The sequence below is a fragment of the uncultured Parasphingorhabdus sp. genome, from assembly GCF_963975735.1.
Classification (GTDB): domain Bacteria; phylum Pseudomonadota; class Alphaproteobacteria; order Sphingomonadales; family Sphingomonadaceae; genus Parasphingorhabdus.
Genome location: NZ_CAXBIA010000001.1, coordinates 96,242 through 115,241, shown reverse-complemented (window position 1 = coordinate 115,241; position 19,000 = coordinate 96,242). Strand labels below are relative to the sequence as shown.

Sequence of the window (19,000 nt, the reverse complement as noted above, 5' to 3'; positions counted from 1 at the left end):
GGAATTCTTATCATGAAGATTAAATATCTCTTGGCTACCAGCGTAGTCAGCCTTTCAACGGCGGGCCTGATGGCAACATCCGCCTCGGCCCAGTCGACCGGTACCGTCGATTTTGAGAATGATGTCATCATCGTAACCGGCGGAAGAACCGTCGATGTCGGTGGCGTTGAAATTCCCAACACGCCAAAGGCAAAGCAGGTTCTCGACGAAGAAATCATCCGTCGTCAACGCCCCGGCCAGACGGTCAATGATATCGTCAATCTCGTTCCCGGTGTCAGCTTCCAGAACAATGACCCATGGGGTTCTTCCGGCGGTTCATTCACGATCCGCGGCTTCAGCGATGATCGCATTTCGCAGACGCTTGACGGTCTGCCACTCAACGATTCGGGCAACTATGCGCTGTACACCAACCAGCAGGTCGATTCGGAAATCATCGAGCAGGTCAACGTCAACCTCGGCGTGACCGACGTCGACAGCCCGACCGCTTCCGCTGTGGGCGGCACGATCAACCTTCGTACCCGCCAGCCCAGCGACGATTTCAAGCTGACCGGCACGCTCTCAGCCGGTAGCACCTTTGCCAATGGCGACACCGACAACCGCAGCCGGCTTTACATGCGCGGCTTCGGCATGATCGACACCGGCGACATCACCGGTTTCGGCACCAAGGCTTTCGTTTCCGCCAGCTACACGCGTTACAACAACCCGTTCAACAACTACGGCATTGTCGAAAAGCAGCAATATAACGGCCGCATCTGGCAGGATATCGGCAGCAATGGCGACTTCATCGCTGTCGCGGGTCACTATAACGAAAACCGCAACAACTTCTTCGGTTCCTTCTCGCTGGACAGTTTCCCGGCGACAAAAGCGGACCGCTTTTACGACATCAACTTCCCTTGCACGGTCGAGGCTCCTCAAGCCGGAACCGCCCAGAGCGACAACAATTGCGGCGCGGAATTTGATCGCCGATACAACCCGTCGAATACCGGTAACATCCGTGGCGCATCGCGCTTCACCTTGACGGACGGTCTGGTTCTTTCGGTCGATCCGAGCTACCAGTATGTGAAGGCGAATGGCGGCGGCGACGAAGAACTGCTCGAGCAGACCCGCAACGTTGGCGGTGTTGAAATGACCGGCTTCATTAGCGGGCGCTATTATTTCGGTCGTGACCTCAACGGTGACGGCGATACGCTCGACGAAGTAACGGGTCACGATCCAAGCCAGACCCGCACCCGGCGTTTCGGTGTTATTTCAAACCTCTCTTACGAGCTCAACCCGGACCACCGTTTCCGTCTGGCCTATACTTATGACGATGCCAACCATCGCCAGACCGGCCAGACCTCGGTTGCGCTTCTCAACGGCGAAATTGCCGACGTGTTCCCGGTTAACAACGGACTGGTTACGGTAGACGGTTTTGAACTCAACAAACGCGATCGCCAGTCCTACGCGACACTGCATCAGATTTCAGGCGAATATCGCGGTACATTTGGCGGTCTGACCGCAGTGCTCGGTTTGCGGGCACCGTTCTTCAAGCGCGAATTGAACCAGAATTGCTACACCACATCTGCAAGCGGTTTTCTCGATTGCGTTGGCGGCGTCAGCGCAGCCTATGAAGCGGCGAATCCATACAGCTATGATGCAGCAACCAACACCGTTACCGGCTCTGCAATTCCTCAGTCACGTACCTATAAATATGATGACATCCTGCCAAACATCGGTCTGACCTATGCTTTCGGCAGCGCATCCGTATTTGCAAACTATGCCAAGGGGCTTTCGGTACCGGCTACCGATCCGCTTTATGACTCGCTTTACTTCCCGGAGAACGCACCGGGCGTTCAGCCAGTTCCCGAAACAACCGACAGTCTCGATTTGGGCCTTCGGTATCGGACCGGCAACATCCAGGCCCAGTTCGCTGGATGGTATACCCGCTACAATAACCGGCTCGCGTCATCTTATGATCCGATCCTTGATGAATCGGTATTCCGGAACCTCGGCCGTGTAGACAAATATGGTCTCGATGCCTCGATCGCTTGGTCACCAACGCCTGAAACAATGGTATATGTTTTCGGTTCGATCAATGAATCGGATATCCAGGACAATGTTCAGACCGACGTTTGCTCGGCCGCTGATATTACAAACGGCGTTGCCCAGTGCACCGCGGTTGGCGATCCGATCTTTGCTCTTACTGCCGGCAAGAATGAAAGCGGAGCCCCGCTCTGGACCGTTGGTGCTCGTGTTCAGCAGCAGTTCGGCGACTTCGAACTGGGTGCCCAGGTCAAGCACACCGGCAAACGCTGGGTCAATGACACCAACACACGGTCTGTTGGCGGCTACACGCTGGTCGACCTCGACCTGCGGTGGAACATCACGCAGAACCAGTTCGGCGACGATGTTGCAGTCCAGCTGAACGTGACCAACCTGCTCGACAAGCTATATGTAGGCGGCTTTGGTGGCGATCTGGACGGCAATTCGCCATTTGTCCAAATCGGTGCGCCACGCGCGGCAAGCATCTCGCTCATCTTCGGCTACTAAGCACAACAACATCAAGTCTGGTACGGCACGAGATCGCGCCGGACTGACAAGGATTAAAAAGACGGCGGTGCTGAAAAGCGCCGCCGTTTTTCTTTGCGCAAGGACTAGCTGCGCCTCCGGACGGAATGGCCGCTGCAATCGCTTGCAATATCTTTACCGGTTCGTGCTAGAGGCACTGCGATTGACATCAACGGAAGCCATCATGCCTGACACCCAAAAATCTCCCATTCTCGTCACCGGAGCCGCCGGGTTCATCGGCCATGCCGTCTCGACGCGTCTAATAGAGCGCGGGGAAGCGGTAATCGGGATCGACAATCTCAATGATTATTATGATCCGGCGCTAAAAGCCGCACGGCTCGCCAATCTCGAGGCTCTGGACGGTTTCCGCTTTGTCGAAATGGATGTGTCCGATGCCGATGGCGTCAAGACGCTGGTCCAGACCAACCACGTGCAGCGGATCATCCATCTCGCGGCACAGGCCGGTGTCCGTTACAGTATCGAGAATCCGTTCGCTTACCAGAAGTCCAACCTGCAGGGCCATTTGTCGCTGCTCGAAGCCAGCCGCCATGCCGAGAATTTCCAGCATCTGGTCTATGCATCTTCAAGCTCGGTCTATGGTGACAAGCCGATGGGCGGGGAAGGCTTTACCGAAGAAGAACCCGCCACCGATCCGGTCTCGCTCTATGCCGCAACCAAGCGCTCGGGCGAGTTGATGAGCCAGTCCTACGCGAAACTCTACGGTTTTCCGATGACCGGCCTGCGCTTCTTCACCGTCTACGGTCCCTGGGGTCGGCCCGACATGGCCTATTTCGGTTTCACCCAGAAGATTTTGGCTGGCGAATCGATCGAGGTTTACGGCGAAGGCAGGATGGCGCGCGACTTCACCTATATCGATGATATTGTCGACGGCATATTAGGCGCGCTCGACCATCCGCCCGAGCGGCATGAACATCGCATCCTCAATATCGGCGACAGCCGCCCCGTTGGCTTGATGGACATGATCACCGCACTGGAAGATGCGCTCGGCCTTGAAGCCGAAAAAATCATGCGACCGATGCAGCCCGGCGATGTGACCTCAACCTATGCGGACATATCCAAGCTGCACGCGCTGACCGGCTATGCACCCAAGGTCATGCTGGAAGACGGATTGAAACGGTTCGTCAGCTGGTATCGGGACTTCTACGGCAATCTGCCGCCGCAGTGATCTAGCGCGTTTCGGCGCGTAACATCACTTGCTGTGCAACCATTTTAAGCTGCTCGTTGACGCTTTCGTCCGTGCAGACGCCCTGACTGAACATTCCACCCGATGCATTGATTCCAACGCCCAGCGGTGTCGGCCAGCCGCGCAGGGCGTGAACGATCGAGCGCAGCGCAGCCAATGTGCTGCCGACCGCTTGCCAGCCGTAAGCGGTGACGATCAGCCCGACCGGCAAACCGTCGAGATAGGTACGACCATCGGTCGATGTCTCTTCAATATAATCGATCGCATTCTTGACCAGGCCAGAGATGGTGCCGTGATAGCCGGGGCTCGAGATCAAAATGCCATCGGCACGGCGGACCAGTTCGACAAGATCCTTGCCGGTCTGGTTCAGGCCGGCCGGATCAGACCGGTAATGCGGCAGTGCCATCAGGCGATCCGATCCGAACAATTCTGTTTCCGCTCCTGCAGCTTCTGCGGCTTGCAATGAGATCGCCAGCGCGACTTCGGTCGAGGATACCGGACTGGTCGTACCGCCAAGCCCGAGGATGAAAGGTTTTTTTGTCTGTTCCACGCGAACGCCATAACGATGGTTGATGGGCAATTGCAACGGCCTTGTTTAACAGACTTGTTTCTTAATTGACCGATTAAATCTCGCCCATTAAGACCGGCAACAACTAGCGGGCTTCGAGCGCGCGCTTCTCTCCACGATCAAAGGATGTTTCCATGCGCAAATTTACCGAAGAACAGCATATGTTCCGCGACGCCTATCGTCGCTTTCTCGCCGACGAAGTCGCGCCGCGAATGGACGAGTTTCGCGAAGCCGGGATCGTCGATCGCGAGATATTCAAGAAGGCTGGCGATCAGGGCTTCCTGATGATCTGGCCGGACGAGAAATATGGCGGCATGGGCGATAATGATTTCCGCTACGAGCAGATCATCATCGAGGAAACCGCGCGGGCAGGATGCGGCGAATGGTATAATACACTGCACAGCCGGCTGGTCGGCCCCTATCTCAAGAATATAGGCAATGAAGAGCAGCGTGAACGCTTCCTGCCGAAATGTGTGACCGGTGAGACGATCCTCGCCGTCGCGATGACCGAATCCGGCGCGGGCAGCGATTTATCCGGCATGAAAAGCACCGCGAAAGACATGGGCGACCATTGGCTGCTCAACGGATCGAAAACCTATATCTCGAACGGCATCAACGCCGACGTGGTGATTGTCGCTGCAAAGATTGACGGTGTCGAAGACAAACATGCGATGGTCCTGCTGATCCTCGAACGCGGCATGGAAGGCTTCGAGCGCGGCCAGAATCTCGAAAAAATCGGGCTTCATGCGCAGGATACAGCCGAGCTATTCTTCAATGACGTCAAGATACCGAAGGAAAATACGCTGGGCACGCCCGGCATGGGCTTCATCCATCTGATGGAAGGGCTGGCCGAGGAACGGCTGATCGCCATGGTCGGCTATGCCGCCTCGGCACGGCGCGCCTTCGATGTAACGCGCGAATTTGTCATGGACCGGGATGTTTTCGGCAAGAAATTGTCGGATATGCAGAATACCCAGTTCAGAATGGCGGAAATGGACGCAAAAATCGACATGCTGCAAGTCTATGTCGACCATTGTGTGGATATCCACAACGAAGGCGGGCTCAACGCCAATATCGCTGCCAAGGGCAAGATGCTGGGCAGCGAAATCGAATGGGAAATGGCCGATCTCGGCCTGCAGCTGCACGGCGGCGCCGGCTATATGAAAGAATATGAGATCAGCCGCATATTCACCGACGCCCGGATGAGCCGGATCTATGCCGGTTCGAGCGAGATCATGCGCTACATCGTCGGCCGCGACGTTTTCAGCCAGAAATATCAATCGATCCTAGATTAGTTTATGATGCAAACGGCACCGGGAGAAGGCGAGTCGCCTTCTCCTCAAGTTGACGTTTACGTAAACTGCTTGACTATGCTGCACTGCACCATTAGCATTGCGCAACATCCTTCCAATTCTTCCAGCGAGAGGAACCCCAAATGACGCAAGCTTTTATCTATGACGCAGTGCGATCGCCGCGCGGCAAGGGCCGCAACGATGGCGCCCTGCACGAAATCACTGCTCTCGACCTTTCCGCCCAGGTACTGGCGTCGATCAACGATCGCAACGAACTAGAGGGCCACGAAGTCGAAGACATCGCCTTTGGCTGCGTCTCTCCAGTGGGCGAGCAAGGCGCGGTAATCAGCCGCATGGCGGCATTGAAAGCCGGCTATGCCGACACAACATCCGCGATCCAGGTCAACCGCTTCTGCGGTTCCGGTCTCGAAGCGGTGAACATCGCGGCCGGCAAGGTCTGCTCCGGCGAAACCGATCTGGCGATTGGCGGCGGAATCGAATCCATGTCGCGCATCCCGATGGGCAGCGACGGTCTCGGCGGCATGGCCGACCCGACTCTCGTCTTTCAGGAATATTTCGTACCTCAGGGCATTTCCGCCGACCTGATCGCCACCAAATACGGCTATAGCCGCGATGATGTCGACGCCTATGCGGTCGAAAGCCAGAAGCGCGCCGCCAAGGCGTGGGACGAAAAGCGCTTCGCCAAATCGATCCTGCCGATCCGCGATGTGATTGGCGAAGTCGTGCTCGATCGCGACGAACTGATGCGTCCCGAAACCGATATGCAGTCGCTCGGCGCGCTTGGCCCTGCGTTCAAGATGATGGGCGAGCAAATGCCCGGCTTCAACGATGTCGCGATCCTCAAGCATCCCGAGATCGAGAAGATCAACCATGTCCACCATGCCGGTAACAGCTCGGGCATCGTCGACGGTTCCGCAGCGGTTCTCGTCGGTAACGAGATGGCTGGCGAGAAATATGGTATGAAACCCAGGGCGCGGATCGTGTCGATGGCAGCCATCGGCTCCGAACCGACGATCATGCTGACCGGCCCCGAATTTGCCGCCAAGAAGGCACTGGAACGTGCTGGAATGACAGCAAATGATATCGATCTGTGGGAATTGAACGAGGCCTTTGCTGCCGTCGTTCTACGCTTCATGGATGCGATGAATGTCGACCATAGCGTGATGAACGTCAACGGCGGCGCAATCGCCATGGGCCATCCGCTCGGCGCGACCGGCGCGATGATCCTCGGCACCGCGCTCGACGAGCTCGAACGTTCCGGCAAATCGACCGCTCTCGCGACGCTTTGCATCGGCGGCGGCATGGGTATCGCCACGATCATCGAACGGGTGAACTAATTGACTGCGCCCCGGCCAGGACCGGGCGCAGGCTCCCTTTTTGAACTGGATTCCGGCCATTGCCGGAAAACGAATACAGGACAGAACACATGACCTACGAAACATTCACAGTGGATATTGACAGCGACGGCATTGCCCTGGTCACCATCGATCTCCCCGGCCAGTCGATGAACGTCTGGAACCAGGCCTTGATCACTGACTTCAAAACCTTCGTCGAAGAGCTGATCAGCAAGGAAGAAATCAAGGGCGCGGTGATTACATCGGGCAAGAAATCCGGCTTCCTCGCCGGTGCCGATCTCAACATGCTCGGCGCGTCAAAAGCCGCCAGCATGGCCGAAGCGTTTGAAAGCGCCTGGGAACTCAACGGCATGTTGCGCCGCATGGAAACCGGCGGAAACAGCGCCAAGGACCTGCTCAAGGGCACGGCCCACGCCAAACCTGTTGCCTGTGCCCTTAACGGCCTCGCTCTCGGTGGCGGTCTCGAACTGGCGCTGGCCTGCCATTATCGCGTTTGCGCCGACAATCTCAAGATCCAGCTTGGCCTGCCTGAAGTACAGGTTGGCTTGCTGCCCGGCGGCGGCGGCACACAGCGCCTGCCCCGCCTCTCCGGACTGCAGGCCGCCGGCATGATGATCATGATGGGCGCACCCACCAACCCGCAGGCTGCCAAGGCCCAGGGCTTTATCGACGAAGTCGTCCCCGCTGACGAAGTCGTCGCGAAAGCCAAAGCGTGGGTCAAAGCCAATCCCAAGGCCTCCGCGCCATGGGACAAGAAGGGCTATAAATTCCCCGGTGGTGCCGGATCGATGGATCCGCGCGCCGTTCCGCTCTATCTCGGCTCCTCGGCGATTGCGCTGAAGCAGAGCAAGGGCAATTACGAAGCGGTCAAGGCGATCCTGTCCTGCCTCTATGAAGGCTCGATGCTGCCGATCGACACCGCGTTGCGTGTCGAAAGCAAATATTTCACCAAATTGCTCTCCGGCCCGCAAGCCAAGAATATGATCCGCACCCTGTTCATCAACAAACAGGCCGCGGAAAAGGGCGCAGCCCGCCCTGAAGGCGTGCCACCAACAGAACTCAAGACCGTCGGCGTGCTTGGTGCCGGCCTGATGGGCTCCGGCATCACCCATGTCACGGCCAAGGGCGGCATGAATGTGGTCGTCCTCGATCGCAGCATGGAAGAAGCGCAAAAGGCTATCGCCTACAGCCAGAAGATCGTCGACAAGGGCGTGAAGCGTGGCAAGATGACGCAGGAAAAAGCCGATGCTTTCATGGCGCGGATCAAACCGACCGATAATTATGACGATCTGAAAGATGTCGACCTGATCATCGAAGCGGTGTTCGAACGTCCGGACATCAAGGCCGACGTGATCAAAAAGACCGAAGCGGTCATCGGCAAGGATGTCATCTTTGCATCCAACACCTCGACTCTCCCGATCACGGGTCTGGCGAAGAACAGCGAACGTCCTGACCAGTTTATCGGCATGCATTTCTTCTCGCCGGTCGAGAAAATGCCGTTGCTGGAAATCATCCCTGGCGCCGAAACCGGCGACAAGGCTCTGGCGGTTGCGCTCGACTATAATGCGAAAATCCGCAAGGTTCCGATTGTCGTCAAGGATGTCCGCGGCTTCTACACCAACCGTGTGTTCCCGCCTTATGCCAATGAAGCGATGCTGATGGTCGCCGAAGGCGTGAAACCGGCCTTGATCGAAAATGCCGCAATCGCGATGGGCATGCCGATTGGCCCGCTCGCCGTGGTCGACGAAACGACCTTGCAGCTCGGCTATGACATTATGACGTCAACCAAGGAAGAACTGGGCGACGCCTATGTTCCGAGCGGCACCGAAGAGCTGATGGACATCATGGTCAAGCAGATCGACCGTCGTGGACGGCGCTTTGGCGGTGGTTTCTACGAATATGCCGATGACGGGTCGAAAAAGCTCTGGCCTGGCCTCGCCGACCATTTCGCGCTGGCCGAAGAACAGCCGGATGTCGAAGAGGTCAAACAGCGCTTGATGTTCATCCAGCTGATCGCCACCGCACAATGTTTCGACGAAGGCGTGGTCTCCGATCCGCAATCTGCCGATCTCGGCGCGATCTTCGGCTGGGGCTTCGCGCCCTGGACCGGCGGTCCGATGAGCCATATCGACACGATGGGTGTCGACAATTTCGTCCGCATCGCCGACAATCTGGCGCAGCAACATGGCGAACGGTTCAAACCGCCTATGAGCTTCCGCGAAAAAGCGGACGCTGGCGAGAGCTTCTATAAAGCAGCCTAAGCCGGAACAACCAAGAATAAGAAAGAGAGCTCCTTCGGGGGCTCTTTTTTTGCCTGTCAGGAAACCCGTTTCGCCAGCGCATCGAGCTTTGCGTCGAGCTGCTCAATCTGCCGGGACATATGATCAATATTGGCGTTATCCGCCGGTTTAGCAGCGCGATCCGCTCCATAATGAGCCTCGAACAACGCCACCATCTGCTCGACCACCGGGCCTTGCTGTCGTTCGGCCCGTTCTGCCCCGATGGTCATCTCGATCGACCGCGCGCTATATTCCAGGGTGCCGTAGAAGATATCACGCGCCTGCCACAGCACCGCGTCCTGCCGCAATTCTCCACGATCCTGCCCGCGCCGGAACAGCTGGTCGAAAACCGCGACATAATGGCGCAGATGGTCGCGCGAGACGCTGACCTCGCTATTGTTGCGGCGCAGGGCGAAGCTGAGATTGATGAAGTCGGCGTTCAATATCACCGTATTCAGATGATATTGCGCCAGCGCCCGCAAACGGTCGGAAAAATCCTCGACCGTGCTTGACGCCATGACTGCCTCGGCTTCCAGAGTCAGCCCGTCCCAGAATTTCTGCAAGACCGCGAGCATCAATTCGGCCTTGGATTCATAATAGCTGTAGATCGTGCCTTCGCCGATACCGGCGCGGCGCGCGATCTCCGACATGCGCGCGCCGTCAAAGCCATGGTTGACGAAAATGGCGCGCGCCGCGTCCAGAATCGCCTGTTCCTTGCGCTCCAGCTTGCTGCGCTGGGTTTCCAAAGTGACCACTTTAGTCGCCAAAACCTGTCCTTTATTGAGCTTGACTCGAAAATACCGAATGCTATTCAAATAGCCATAGGAGACTGAATGTGTCAAATGACGAATATTCCGCTGTGCCATTTCCCGCAAAGGCGTCCTGAATATGCCCCAGTTTAAATCGAAAATTGCCACCGGTTCGGACAGTTTTGCGCAGAACCGCAAGGACATGCTGACGCTGATCGATCATCTCCGCAGCCTCGAGAAGCGCGCGGTTGATGCGTCGGAAAAGCGTCGTCCGACCTTTGAAAAACGCGGCCAGCTGACCCCGCACGAGCGGCTGACCCGTTTGCTCGATCCCGGAATGCCCTTCTTGCGCCTGTATAATATGGCCAATTATCTGCTCGAGGACAGCAATCCCGAGACCAGCATTCCCGGTGGCAGCGTGATATTGGGTATCGGCTTTGTCAAAGGCGTGCGCTGCATGATCTGGGTCGATGACAGTGGTATCCGGGCCGGGGCAGCGACCTCCGGCGGCTGGGATGCCAGCAAGGGCGCACAGAAAATTGCCCAGGATCTCAAATTGCCGTTCATCCATCTCGTTGAAAGCGCGGGCGCGAACCTGATGGAATATAAGGTCGAGCTCTGGGCGCACGGCGGCATGCTGTTCCGCAATCTTGCGTGGCTAAGTGCGGCGGGTATCCCGACGATGGTGGTTCTGCACGGACCGTCAACCGCTGGCGGCGCCTATATGCCCGGAATGTCGGACTATGTGATCGGCATTCGCGACAATGGCATGGCAGCGCTCGGCGGCGCAGCGCTGGTTCATGCGGCAACCGGCGAAGTCGCCGACGACCGCGAGCTTGGTGGCACGGAAATGCACGCTTCCACGACCGGCAGCGTCGAATATCTCGCCGATGACGATGCCCACGGCATTGCCATCGCCCGCGAAACCATGGGCCGGCTTGACTGGAACAAGAATACCACCCCGATCCGTCGCAATGATTATGAAGAACCTATCTACGACATCGACGAGATTGCCGGTGTCGTGCCGACCGACTATACCATCCCCTATGATGTCCGCGAAGTCGCGGCCCGGATCGTCGACGGTTCGGACTTTGAGGAATTCAAACCACGCTATGGCCCCGGCACGGTCTGCATGCAGGCGAGCATCATGGGCCATGCGGTCGGACTGATCGGCAATAATGGTCCGTTCGATCCAGAAGCGGCGGCCAAAGCGACCCATTTCTTCCAGCTTTGCGACCAGTCGCAGCTACCGATCATCTTCCTCAACAACACCACCGGCTATATTGTCGGCACCGAGTCCGAGCATAAGGGCATGATCAAGCTCGGCAGCAAGATGATCCAGGCGGTATCCAACGTGCGGGTGCCGAAACTGGCGCTTTATATCGGCGCGAGCTTTGGCGCGGGCAATTACGGGATGAGCGGCATCGCCTTCGAGCCCGATTTCCTGTTCAGCTGGCCGAACGCGAAAACTGGCGTCATGGCTGGTGCTTCGGCGGCCAACACGATGAGCCATGTCGCCCGGGTTCAGGCCAAGCGCAAAGGCGTTGAACCCGACGAAGAAGCGATTGCCAAGCAGGAACAGCGGATCAAGGATATTTTCGAAGCGCAGGAAAGCGCCTTCTTCACCTCCGGCCGGGTGCTCGACAATGGCGTGATCGACCCGCGTGACAGCCGCAAGGTTCTCGGTTTTGCTCTGGAGACGATCTTCGAGGCACAGAACCGGACGCTGCACCCCAATGCCTTCGGGGTGGCGCGGATATGAGCGCTCTTCCCGTAACCGAGACCCTGCAGCTCGAACTGAAACAGGGCTGGCTCACCATCTGGTTCAACCAGCCGGAAAACCGCAACGCCCTGAGTGACGTCTTGGTTGCGGAACTTGGCACAGTGCTGAAAAGCGTTCGTGATGATCGCGCAGTGCGCGGAATCACCCTTAGAGGGCGCGGCGGCGTCTTCTGTGCCGGTGCAGATCTCAAGAATTTCAAGGAAAATTTCCAGCAAAGCGGCGACCGCGCGGCGATCATCAAGATGTCGAGCGGTGCAGCGGAGATTTTCGACCTGGTGAACACCGCGCCGCAAGTGGTAATCGTATTGATCGAAGGCGCGGCGATGGCCGGCGGCTTCGGCCTGTCCTGCTGCGCCGATGTCGTGATCTGCGAAAGCGGCGCGCGCTTCGCGATGACCGAGACCGCCATTGGCGTGACACCGGCTCAGATATCCCCCTTTGTGATCCAGAAGCTCGGCTATGCCACCGGTCGCCGGTTGATGCTGACCGCCGCGCGGTTTGACGGCACAGAGGCCCATAAACTGGGCTTCGCGGATTTCATCGCCGACGATGTCGCGGGTCTGGAAGCCATTGAAATGCAGCTCCGAAAACAGGTCCTGGGCGCAGCGCCGGGCGCCGTGGCTGCAACCAAAGAACTGCTCGGCCAGATTGCCGGAAAGCCGCGCGAAGAGGTGGTCCGACTAGCCGCAGAGAATTTCGCCGACCGCATGGTCAGCGACGAGGCCAAGGAAGGCGTCGCCAGCTTCTTCGAGAAGCGCAAGCCCAGCTGGGTGGTGAAACCGGAATGAACAGATATTCGCAAATTCTTCCGTTCGTCCTGAGCTTGTCGAAGGACAGCTGGCGCGAAACCATGCTTCGACAGGCTCGGCACGAACGGGGTGAAGGAAAATAAAATGACCCGAATCAACACACTCTTGGTTGCCAACCGCGGCGAAATCGCCTGCCGGGTGATGCGCACCGCCAAGGCGCAGGGCATCCGCACGGTTGCGGTCTATTCCGACGCGGACGCGAACGCGCCCCATGTCAAAATGGCCGATGACGCGGTGCATATCGGTCCGGCTCCGGTCAATGAATCCTATCTGCTGATCTACAAGATCATCCAGGCCGCCAAGGACACCGGCGCCGATGCGATTCACCCCGGCTACGGGTTTCTCTCGGAAAATGCGGCCTTCTCCAAGGCTTGCGCTGACGCGAATATCATCTTCGTCGGCCCGCCGGAAAAAGCGATCGACGTGATGGGCGACAAGGCCCGGTCGAAACGCGCGATGATCGCCGCCGGCGTGCCCTGCGTGCCCGGCTATCAGGGCGATGATCAGGCGGACGATGTACTGGTCGCCGAAGCAGGCAAGATCGGTGTGCCGTTGATGGTCAAGGCAGCCGCTGGTGGTGGCGGTCGCGGCATGCGGCTGGTCCATGATCTCAAAGACGTGCCCAATGCGATCAAACTGGCCCGGTCCGAGGCGGAGAACGCCTTTGGCAATGGCGAACTGATCCTCGAGAAAGCGATTATCAAGCCGCGCCACGTCGAAATCCAGGTCTTTGCCGACAGCCACGGCAATACCATCCATCTCGGCGAGCGCGATTGCTCTGTCCAGCGTCGCCACCAGAAGGTGATCGAGGAAGCGCCTTGCCCTGTCATGACGCCACTATTGCGCGAGCAAATGGGCGCGGCTGCGGTCGAAGCGGCCAAGGCGGTCGACTATGTCGGTGCCGGAACGGTCGAGTTTCTCCTCGACCAGTCGGGCAGCTTCTATTTTCTCGAAATGAACACGCGGCTGCAGGTCGAACATCCGGTGACCGAGGAAATCACCGGTCTTGATCTGGTCGCACTGCAACTGAAAGTCGCGTCAGGCGACTTGCTCGGTCTTGAGCAGCAGGACATCACGCTCACCGGCCATGCGATGGAAGTCCGGCTCTATGCCGAAGATCCGGCAGATGATTTTCTGCCCAGCACCGGCCCGATCCATTTGTGGCAGCCATCCGGCCTCGCGCGGGTCGACAGCGGTATCGAGACCGGCGGCGAAGTATCACCCTTTTACGATTCAATGGTCGCCAAGATCGTCACCCATGGCGCAACCCGCGACGAAGCGCGGCGGCGGATGATCAAGGCGCTATCGGAAACAGCCCTGTTCGGCCCCAAGACCAATCGCGATTTCCTCATCGATGCGCTCGACCGGCCGGACTTTGTCGCCGGTGATGCAACCACCGCTTTCATCGCCGAGAATTACGGCGAAGACGGGGTGGATCTCGGGGCGCATGATTTCGCCTCTTATGCCATCGCGGCGGTCATCCATCACAAGCTGCGGCAACAGGCGGCGCATAGGCTGGCGCTTAACGTCAATCCGGAAATGCTCGACTGGTCCAGCACCGGCTCGCTGGAAACCGTGGCGCAATATGCCGACGGCGAAGATGCCCAGACCATCCATGTCCATGTCGACAAGCCCGGTCATTACCGGGTCAGATCCGGCGAAGAAGGAGTCGAGGTGGACTTGATCAGCCTGACCGCCGATCACGCGAAATTGCGCGTTGACGGGCGGACTATCGAAGCCATCTATTATGATGACCATCGCACCCTGTATCTGGCGCTGCCCAAACGCTCGCTGACTGTCACCGACCTGACCGGCCTCAGCGCCATGGAAGACGCCGGCGGCGGCGGAACCGTGGTCGCGCCGATGCACGGGCTGTTGCTCGAAATATTGGTCGAAGCCGGAGCGCGGGTTGCCAAGGGCGACAAGCTGGCCGTGCTCGAGGCGATGAAGATGCAGCACGAGATACTCGCCGAGATTGACGGGACGGTTGAAACCATCGCGGCAACCGCTGGCAAACAGATTGCAGCCGATGACCTGATCCTGGAAATTGTCGCCGATGAAGCTGAAGAAACCGATAGTTGATAAAGACCGTTCGTGCTGAGCTTGTCGAAGTACGATTGACCGCCACGGGCCCTTCGACAGGCTCAGGGCGAACGGCAATGAGGAGACCCACCAATGAACAATAAAATCTGCGACATGCTCGGCATCGAATTTCCGCTGGTTGCCTTCTCCCATTGCCGCGATGTCGTCGCTGCCGTCTCCAGAGCCGGTGGCATGGGCGTATTTGGCGGGGTAAACTGCTCGCCGGAGACGCTCGAAGAGGAGCTCAACTGGATCGACGCCCATGTCGACGGCAAGCCTTATGGTCTCGATATCATCGTCCCGAACAAGGTCGAGGGAAAGGGCGAAAAGCTTGATCCGGATGCCGTGCTCGCCTCGATCCCGGACGAATATAAGCAATTTACCAATGACATAATGCAGCGTCATGGTGTCGATGCAGCGCGTAGCGCCGAGGACATCGAAGCGGTCCGCCGCGAACAGGTCGCCTTCACCGACAATTTGCGCGGCGGCACGGCGGCAGCGATTTTGGAAGTCGCTTTCCGCCATCCGATCAAACTGATCGCCAATGCTCTGGGTATCCCGCCGCAAGTGATGCTGGAAATGGGGCAAAGGCACAATGTGCCGGTCGCCGCTCTGGTCGGGACGAGAGATCATGCGATGAGTCAGGTTGCGGCCGGTGTCGACATCATCATTGCCGTAGGCGGCGAGGCCGGCGGCCATACCGGAGATATATCCACGATGGTGTTGATCCCGGAAGTCTGCAACGCGCTCGCCCAGATTGGCGATGACACGCCGGTACTGGCCGCGGGCGGCATTGCCACCGGCGCGCAGATGGCGGCCGCCATGGCCATGGGTGCCAGCGGCGTCTGGTGCGGGTCGGTCTGGCTGACCACGGTCGAGGCAGAGACCAATCCGGTGGTGAAAGAGAAAATGCTCGCTGCCACATCACGCGACACCGTGCGGGCGCGCTCGCGCACCGGCAAGCCGTCGCGGCAGTTGCGCTCCCCCTGGACCGATGCCTGGCAGGCTGAGGGCGCGCCATCCCCGCTTCCCATGCCGTTACAGTCTCTGGTCGCGGAGCCTCCGTTGCGGGTGCTCGACAAGCTCAGTCAGGGTGACAATCAGGGCGCCAAGGATCTGGCCACCTATTGGGTCGGGCAGGGCGTTGGCCTGATGAACGAACAGATGACCGCCGGTCAGGTGGTGCAGGGCTTCAAGGAAGATTTTCTCACCGCATATGAAAGACTGGCCGCCAATCTGGGCGAATGACGTTTCCCTATCCATCCTGAGCTTGTCGCGGGATCAATTGCACCATATGCTTCCTCCGGACCGGCTCGAACGAAGCCGGGATTGAGGATTGCATGACAGAGATAACATCGACGCAGCCACTGGCCGGAATCAGGGTCATCGAATTTTCCACGATGGTCACCGCCTCGCTGGCGACAATGATGTTCGCCCAGCAGGGCGCGGACGTGATCAAGGTCGAGCCGCCCGGCATCGGTGATCCGATGCGCTGGCTGGGCAGTCAGAAATCCGGCATCTCCGGCCTGTTCCACAATTGCAACCGCGCCAAACGTTCGATCACGCTCGATCTCAAAACAGAAGAGGGCGTCGCCCATGCCCGGCAACTCTGTCTGTCGGCGGATGTGGTGATTCACAATTACCGCCCGGGTGTGATGGACCGGCTTGGACTGGGCAGCGAGGCGCTGCGCCAGGAGAAACCGGAGCTTGTCTATTGCGCCATCACCGGGTTTGGCCACGAAGGGCCGCTATCCGGCCGCCCGGCCTATGACCATGTGATGCAGGCGATGGCCGGGTTCATGACCCTGCAGGGTCATCCCGAAGGTTTCGCCTATGTCAAAACCCTGATCTGCGACAAGATCACCGCTTATACGGCCGCGCAGGCGATTACCGCAGCCCTGTTCGCACGCGAACGCATCGGTATCGGCCAGCATATTGATCTGTCGATGCTTGAAAGCTGCATCGCCTTTCTCTGGCCCGACGGCGGGATGCACCTGACGCTGCAAGCCGACGACGTGACTCACGGCGCGCCCTTCGCCGACTATTATCAATTGCCGCTCCGTTCGACCGACGGAGCAATCGCTTATGCCGCTATGACCGACGACCATTGGGCGGCGATATTCGACATCGTCGGCCGCCCGGACCTGAAGACGGAAGAGAAATATAAGGGCATGGCGAACCGCAGCGTCCATATGGCGGAGCTTGCCTCGATCATCGCCGCGCAAAAGCCCGACCTGACCAGCGCAGAGATGGTCACCGGTCTCGCCGCTCGTGATGTGCCGGCTGCCCCCTGTGTGGCGCTGGAAGACCTGCCGGCCAACCAGCAAGCCATGGCTGTCGGTATCTTCGAACAGAGCGATCATCCGCTGCTCGGCCCGGTCCGGCATGTCACATCCCCGGCCCGTTTTGGCGGGACCAAGCCGACACCCTGCGGCCCCAGTCCGGCGCTCGGTGAACATAGCGAAGCCATATTAGCCGAACTCGCCGCACCTACGCAGGCATAGATCGAATCAATCGATTGCAGCGCCCGTCATCTGGTTGCGTCTACCCGCGATCTGGCTATTCTGACTGAAAAAATAAGGAGAGAATCGCATGACCTGGCAGATGGCAAATATCTGGGAAAATATTGCGGCGGCAATTCCCGACAAGCCCGCAATCGTAGATGGCGACAAACGCTATAGCTGGGCAGAATATGAAGATCGAGCCGCGCGGGTTGCACAGGTGCTTACCGACCATGGCCTGAAGGCCGGTGCGAAGCTGGCAATCTATTCCTATAATTCGGCGGAATATATGGAGACCCAGTTCGGTGCCTTCAAAGCACGTATCTGCCCGGTCAATGTGAACTATCGCTATCTCGAAACAGAACTGACCCATGTCATCAACGACAGCGACAGCGAAGCGCTGGTGTTTCAGGCACAATTTGCCCCGCGCGTCGCCGCGATTCGGGATCAGCTCGACCAGATCAAACTCTTCCTCGAAATCGACGACGGATCGGGCCAGCATCTCGAGGGCGCTGTCTCCTACGAAAAAGCCGTGCAAAACACGGATCCCATGCCGGTAATCGAACGGTCGGGTGACGATCTGTACTTACTCTATACCGGCGGCACGACCGGCATGCCCAAAGGCGTGATGTATGATCACAAGAGCTTTGCCACCGCGCTGCTCGCCAAGGGATTTGAAATGCGGATGATGACACCGCCAGCCGACGCCTCCGGCTTTGGACCACTCGTACAGCAGCTGCACGCTGCGGGCGCAACATCGCGCTCCATTCCTGCATGCCCGCTGATGCATGGTACCGGCATGTGGATCGGTGCGATGGTTCCGCACAGCCTCGGCGGCTGCGTGGTACTGAACGACAACAGTCATTTCGATCCGGTAGCGCTCTGGCAGCTGACCGAAGACGAGAAAGTTACCGATATCACCATCGTCGGCGATGTTTTCGCCAAGCCGATGCTCGCTGCGCTGGAAGAGGCCAAGACGGCAGGGAAAGTCTTTGATTTATCATCACTTCTAATGATGGGATCATCGGGCGTGATGTGGTCCACGGAGGTCAAGCGCGGCCTTTTAGGCCATTTGCCGCATATCGCGATTGTCGACAGCATGGGCTCGACCGAAGGCAGCATGGGGGTTTCGATCACCACCGCCGAAAATATCGACAGCGACCAGACCGCCAAGTTCGATATGAATCCGACGACCAAAGTACTGACCGAAGACGGCAAGCCAATAGCACCCGGTTCCGGTGAAATGGGCCTGATCTGCAATGGGGGAATGGTGCCGCTCGGCTATTATAAGGACGAAGCGAAAAGCGCGGCCACTTTCAAGACATTCGACGGTGTCCGCTATTCGATTCCCGGCGATTTCGCGACGGTCGAGGCGGATGGCTCGATCACTTTGCTCGGACGAGGTTCCGCCTGCATCAACAGCGGTGGCGAGAAGATCTTTCCCGAAGAAGTCGAAGAAGCACTCAAGACGCATGAATCGGTCTATGATTGCCTGGTGGTAGGGATAGCCGACGACCGCTTTGGCCAGAAAGTCACCGCGATCATTTCCCTGGTGCACGGCGCCCGGTTCGATGAAGCGGCGCTGACCGAACATGTCCGCTCGAAACTGGCGGCCTACAAGACGCCGCGGGCCATTATCGTGGTGGACGAGGTTCCGCGCGCGGCCAATGGCAAGGCCGGCTATAAGGCGGCCAGGGAAATTGCCCTGGAGCGACTGCAGGTGTCGGCATAGACAGGTCACCCGCAGCCGGCACCAGCCGTCGGGAACATAGCGCCTTCCGTTCAGTCATTGACGGATCACCTCCATCCA

13 protein-coding genes are annotated in these 19,000 nt (G+C 58.4%); 11 read left to right on the top strand and 2 right to left on the bottom strand.

The annotated features are described in order from the left end of the window. Positions 1 to 12 precede the first annotated feature (12 nt). Positions 13 to 2,529 (top strand): TonB-dependent receptor, encoded by a 2,517-nt coding sequence (locus AACZ86_RS00570; protein WP_339688587.1) that lies wholly within the window; start codon positions 13 to 15, stop codon positions 2,527 to 2,529. 202 nt (positions 2,530 to 2,731) lie between these two features. Then, positions 2,732 to 3,733: an SDR family NAD(P)-dependent oxidoreductase gene (locus AACZ86_RS00565; protein WP_339688584.1), complete on the top strand. Its 1,002-nt coding sequence runs from the start codon at positions 2,732 to 2,734 to the stop codon at positions 3,731 to 3,733. A 1-nt stretch (position 3,734) separates the two neighbouring features. Here AACZ86_RS00565 and AACZ86_RS00560 read toward each other — a convergent pair whose 3' ends face one another. Beyond that, positions 3,735 to 4,301, bottom strand: a complete 567-nt coding sequence (locus AACZ86_RS00560; protein ID WP_339688583.1) for an NAD(P)H-dependent oxidoreductase — start codon at positions 4,299 to 4,301, stop codon at positions 3,735 to 3,737. Positions 4,302 to 4,453: 152 nt separating this feature from the next. On the opposite strand from AACZ86_RS00560, the gene AACZ86_RS00555 reads away from it, so the two are divergent. The 3 genes from AACZ86_RS00555 (at position 4,454) to AACZ86_RS00545 (ending at position 9,248) form a co-directional block, all read left to right on the top strand. Further along, the gene (locus tag AACZ86_RS00555) at positions 4,454 to 5,614 is read left to right on the top strand and encodes an acyl-CoA dehydrogenase family protein (protein WP_339688581.1); all 1,161 of its coding nucleotides are present in this window, start codon (positions 4,454 to 4,456) and stop codon (positions 5,612 to 5,614) included. 140 nt (positions 5,615 to 5,754) lie between these two features. Next, positions 5,755 to 6,969: an acetyl-CoA C-acetyltransferase gene (locus AACZ86_RS00550; RefSeq protein WP_339688579.1), complete on the top strand. Its 1,215-nt coding sequence runs from the start codon at positions 5,755 to 5,757 to the stop codon at positions 6,967 to 6,969. 89 nt (positions 6,970 to 7,058) lie between these two features. Beyond that, positions 7,059 to 9,248, top strand: a complete 2,190-nt coding sequence (locus AACZ86_RS00545) for a 3-hydroxyacyl-CoA dehydrogenase NAD-binding domain-containing protein (RefSeq protein ID WP_339688577.1) — start codon at positions 7,059 to 7,061, stop codon at positions 9,246 to 9,248. 56 nt (positions 9,249 to 9,304) lie between these two features. Here the strand turns inward: AACZ86_RS00545 and AACZ86_RS00540 are convergent, their stop codons facing one another. Continuing rightward, positions 9,305 to 10,033 carry a TetR/AcrR family transcriptional regulator gene (locus AACZ86_RS00540; RefSeq protein WP_339688575.1) on the bottom strand — a complete coding sequence of 243 codons (729 nt, stop codon included), beginning with the start codon at positions 10,031 to 10,033 and terminating at the stop codon, positions 9,305 to 9,307. A 121-nt stretch (positions 10,034 to 10,154) separates the two neighbouring features. On the opposite strand from AACZ86_RS00540, the gene AACZ86_RS00535 reads away from it, so the two are divergent. From AACZ86_RS00535 to AACZ86_RS00510, 6 genes are all read left to right on the top strand, one after another. Next, entirely contained in the window at positions 10,155 to 11,777 is a 1,623-nt protein-coding gene (locus tag AACZ86_RS00535; protein WP_339688573.1) for a carboxyl transferase domain-containing protein, read from the top strand. Then, positions 11,774 to 12,586: an enoyl-CoA hydratase-related protein gene (locus AACZ86_RS00530; RefSeq protein ID WP_339688570.1), complete on the top strand. Its 813-nt coding sequence runs from the start codon at positions 11,774 to 11,776 to the stop codon at positions 12,584 to 12,586. Before AACZ86_RS00535 ends, AACZ86_RS00530 begins: the two co-directional genes overlap by 4 nt. 105 nt (positions 12,587 to 12,691) lie before the next feature. Then, positions 12,692 to 14,689: an acetyl-CoA carboxylase biotin carboxylase subunit gene (locus AACZ86_RS00525; protein WP_339688568.1), complete on the top strand. Its 1,998-nt coding sequence runs from the start codon at positions 12,692 to 12,694 to the stop codon at positions 14,687 to 14,689. A 93-nt stretch (positions 14,690 to 14,782) separates the two neighbouring features. After that, positions 14,783 to 15,937, top strand: a complete 1,155-nt coding sequence (locus AACZ86_RS00520) for a nitronate monooxygenase (RefSeq protein WP_339688566.1) — start codon at positions 14,783 to 14,785, stop codon at positions 15,935 to 15,937. A 92-nt stretch (positions 15,938 to 16,029) separates the two neighbouring features. Then, on the top strand, positions 16,030 to 17,193 hold the full coding sequence (locus AACZ86_RS00515; RefSeq protein ID WP_339688564.1) for a CoA transferase: 1,164 nt from the start codon (positions 16,030 to 16,032) through the stop codon (positions 17,191 to 17,193). Between the two features lie 88 nt (positions 17,194 to 17,281). Next, positions 17,282 to 18,922, top strand: a complete 1,641-nt coding sequence (locus AACZ86_RS00510; protein WP_339688563.1) for an acyl-CoA synthetase — start codon at positions 17,282 to 17,284, stop codon at positions 18,920 to 18,922. Positions 18,923 to 19,000: the final 78 nt, after the last annotated feature.

What these genes read in the sequence shown, in the direction of transcription:
- AACZ86_RS00570 (WP_339688587.1), top strand. Translation starts at nt 13, where the DNA reads ATGAAGATTAAATATCTCTTGGCTACCAGCGTAGTCAGCCTTTCAACG.
- AACZ86_RS00565 (WP_339688584.1), top strand. Translation starts at nt 2,732, where the DNA reads ATGCCTGACACCCAAAAATCTCCCATTCTCGTCACCGGAGCCGCCGGG.
- AACZ86_RS00555 (WP_339688581.1), top strand. Translation starts at nt 4,454, where the DNA reads ATGCGCAAATTTACCGAAGAACAGCATATGTTCCGCGACGCCTATCGT.
- AACZ86_RS00550 (WP_339688579.1), top strand. Translation starts at nt 5,755, where the DNA reads ATGACGCAAGCTTTTATCTATGACGCAGTGCGATCGCCGCGCGGCAAG.
- AACZ86_RS00545 (WP_339688577.1), top strand. Translation starts at nt 7,059, where the DNA reads ATGACCTACGAAACATTCACAGTGGATATTGACAGCGACGGCATTGCC.
- AACZ86_RS00535 (WP_339688573.1), top strand. Translation starts at nt 10,155, where the DNA reads ATGCCCCAGTTTAAATCGAAAATTGCCACCGGTTCGGACAGTTTTGCG.
- AACZ86_RS00530 (WP_339688570.1), top strand. Translation starts at nt 11,774, where the DNA reads ATGAGCGCTCTTCCCGTAACCGAGACCCTGCAGCTCGAACTGAAACAG.
- AACZ86_RS00525 (WP_339688568.1), top strand. Translation starts at nt 12,692, where the DNA reads ATGACCCGAATCAACACACTCTTGGTTGCCAACCGCGGCGAAATCGCC.
- AACZ86_RS00520 (WP_339688566.1), top strand. Translation starts at nt 14,783, where the DNA reads ATGAACAATAAAATCTGCGACATGCTCGGCATCGAATTTCCGCTGGTT.
- AACZ86_RS00515 (WP_339688564.1), top strand. Translation starts at nt 16,030, where the DNA reads ATGACAGAGATAACATCGACGCAGCCACTGGCCGGAATCAGGGTCATC.
- AACZ86_RS00510 (WP_339688563.1), top strand. Translation starts at nt 17,282, where the DNA reads ATGACCTGGCAGATGGCAAATATCTGGGAAAATATTGCGGCGGCAATT.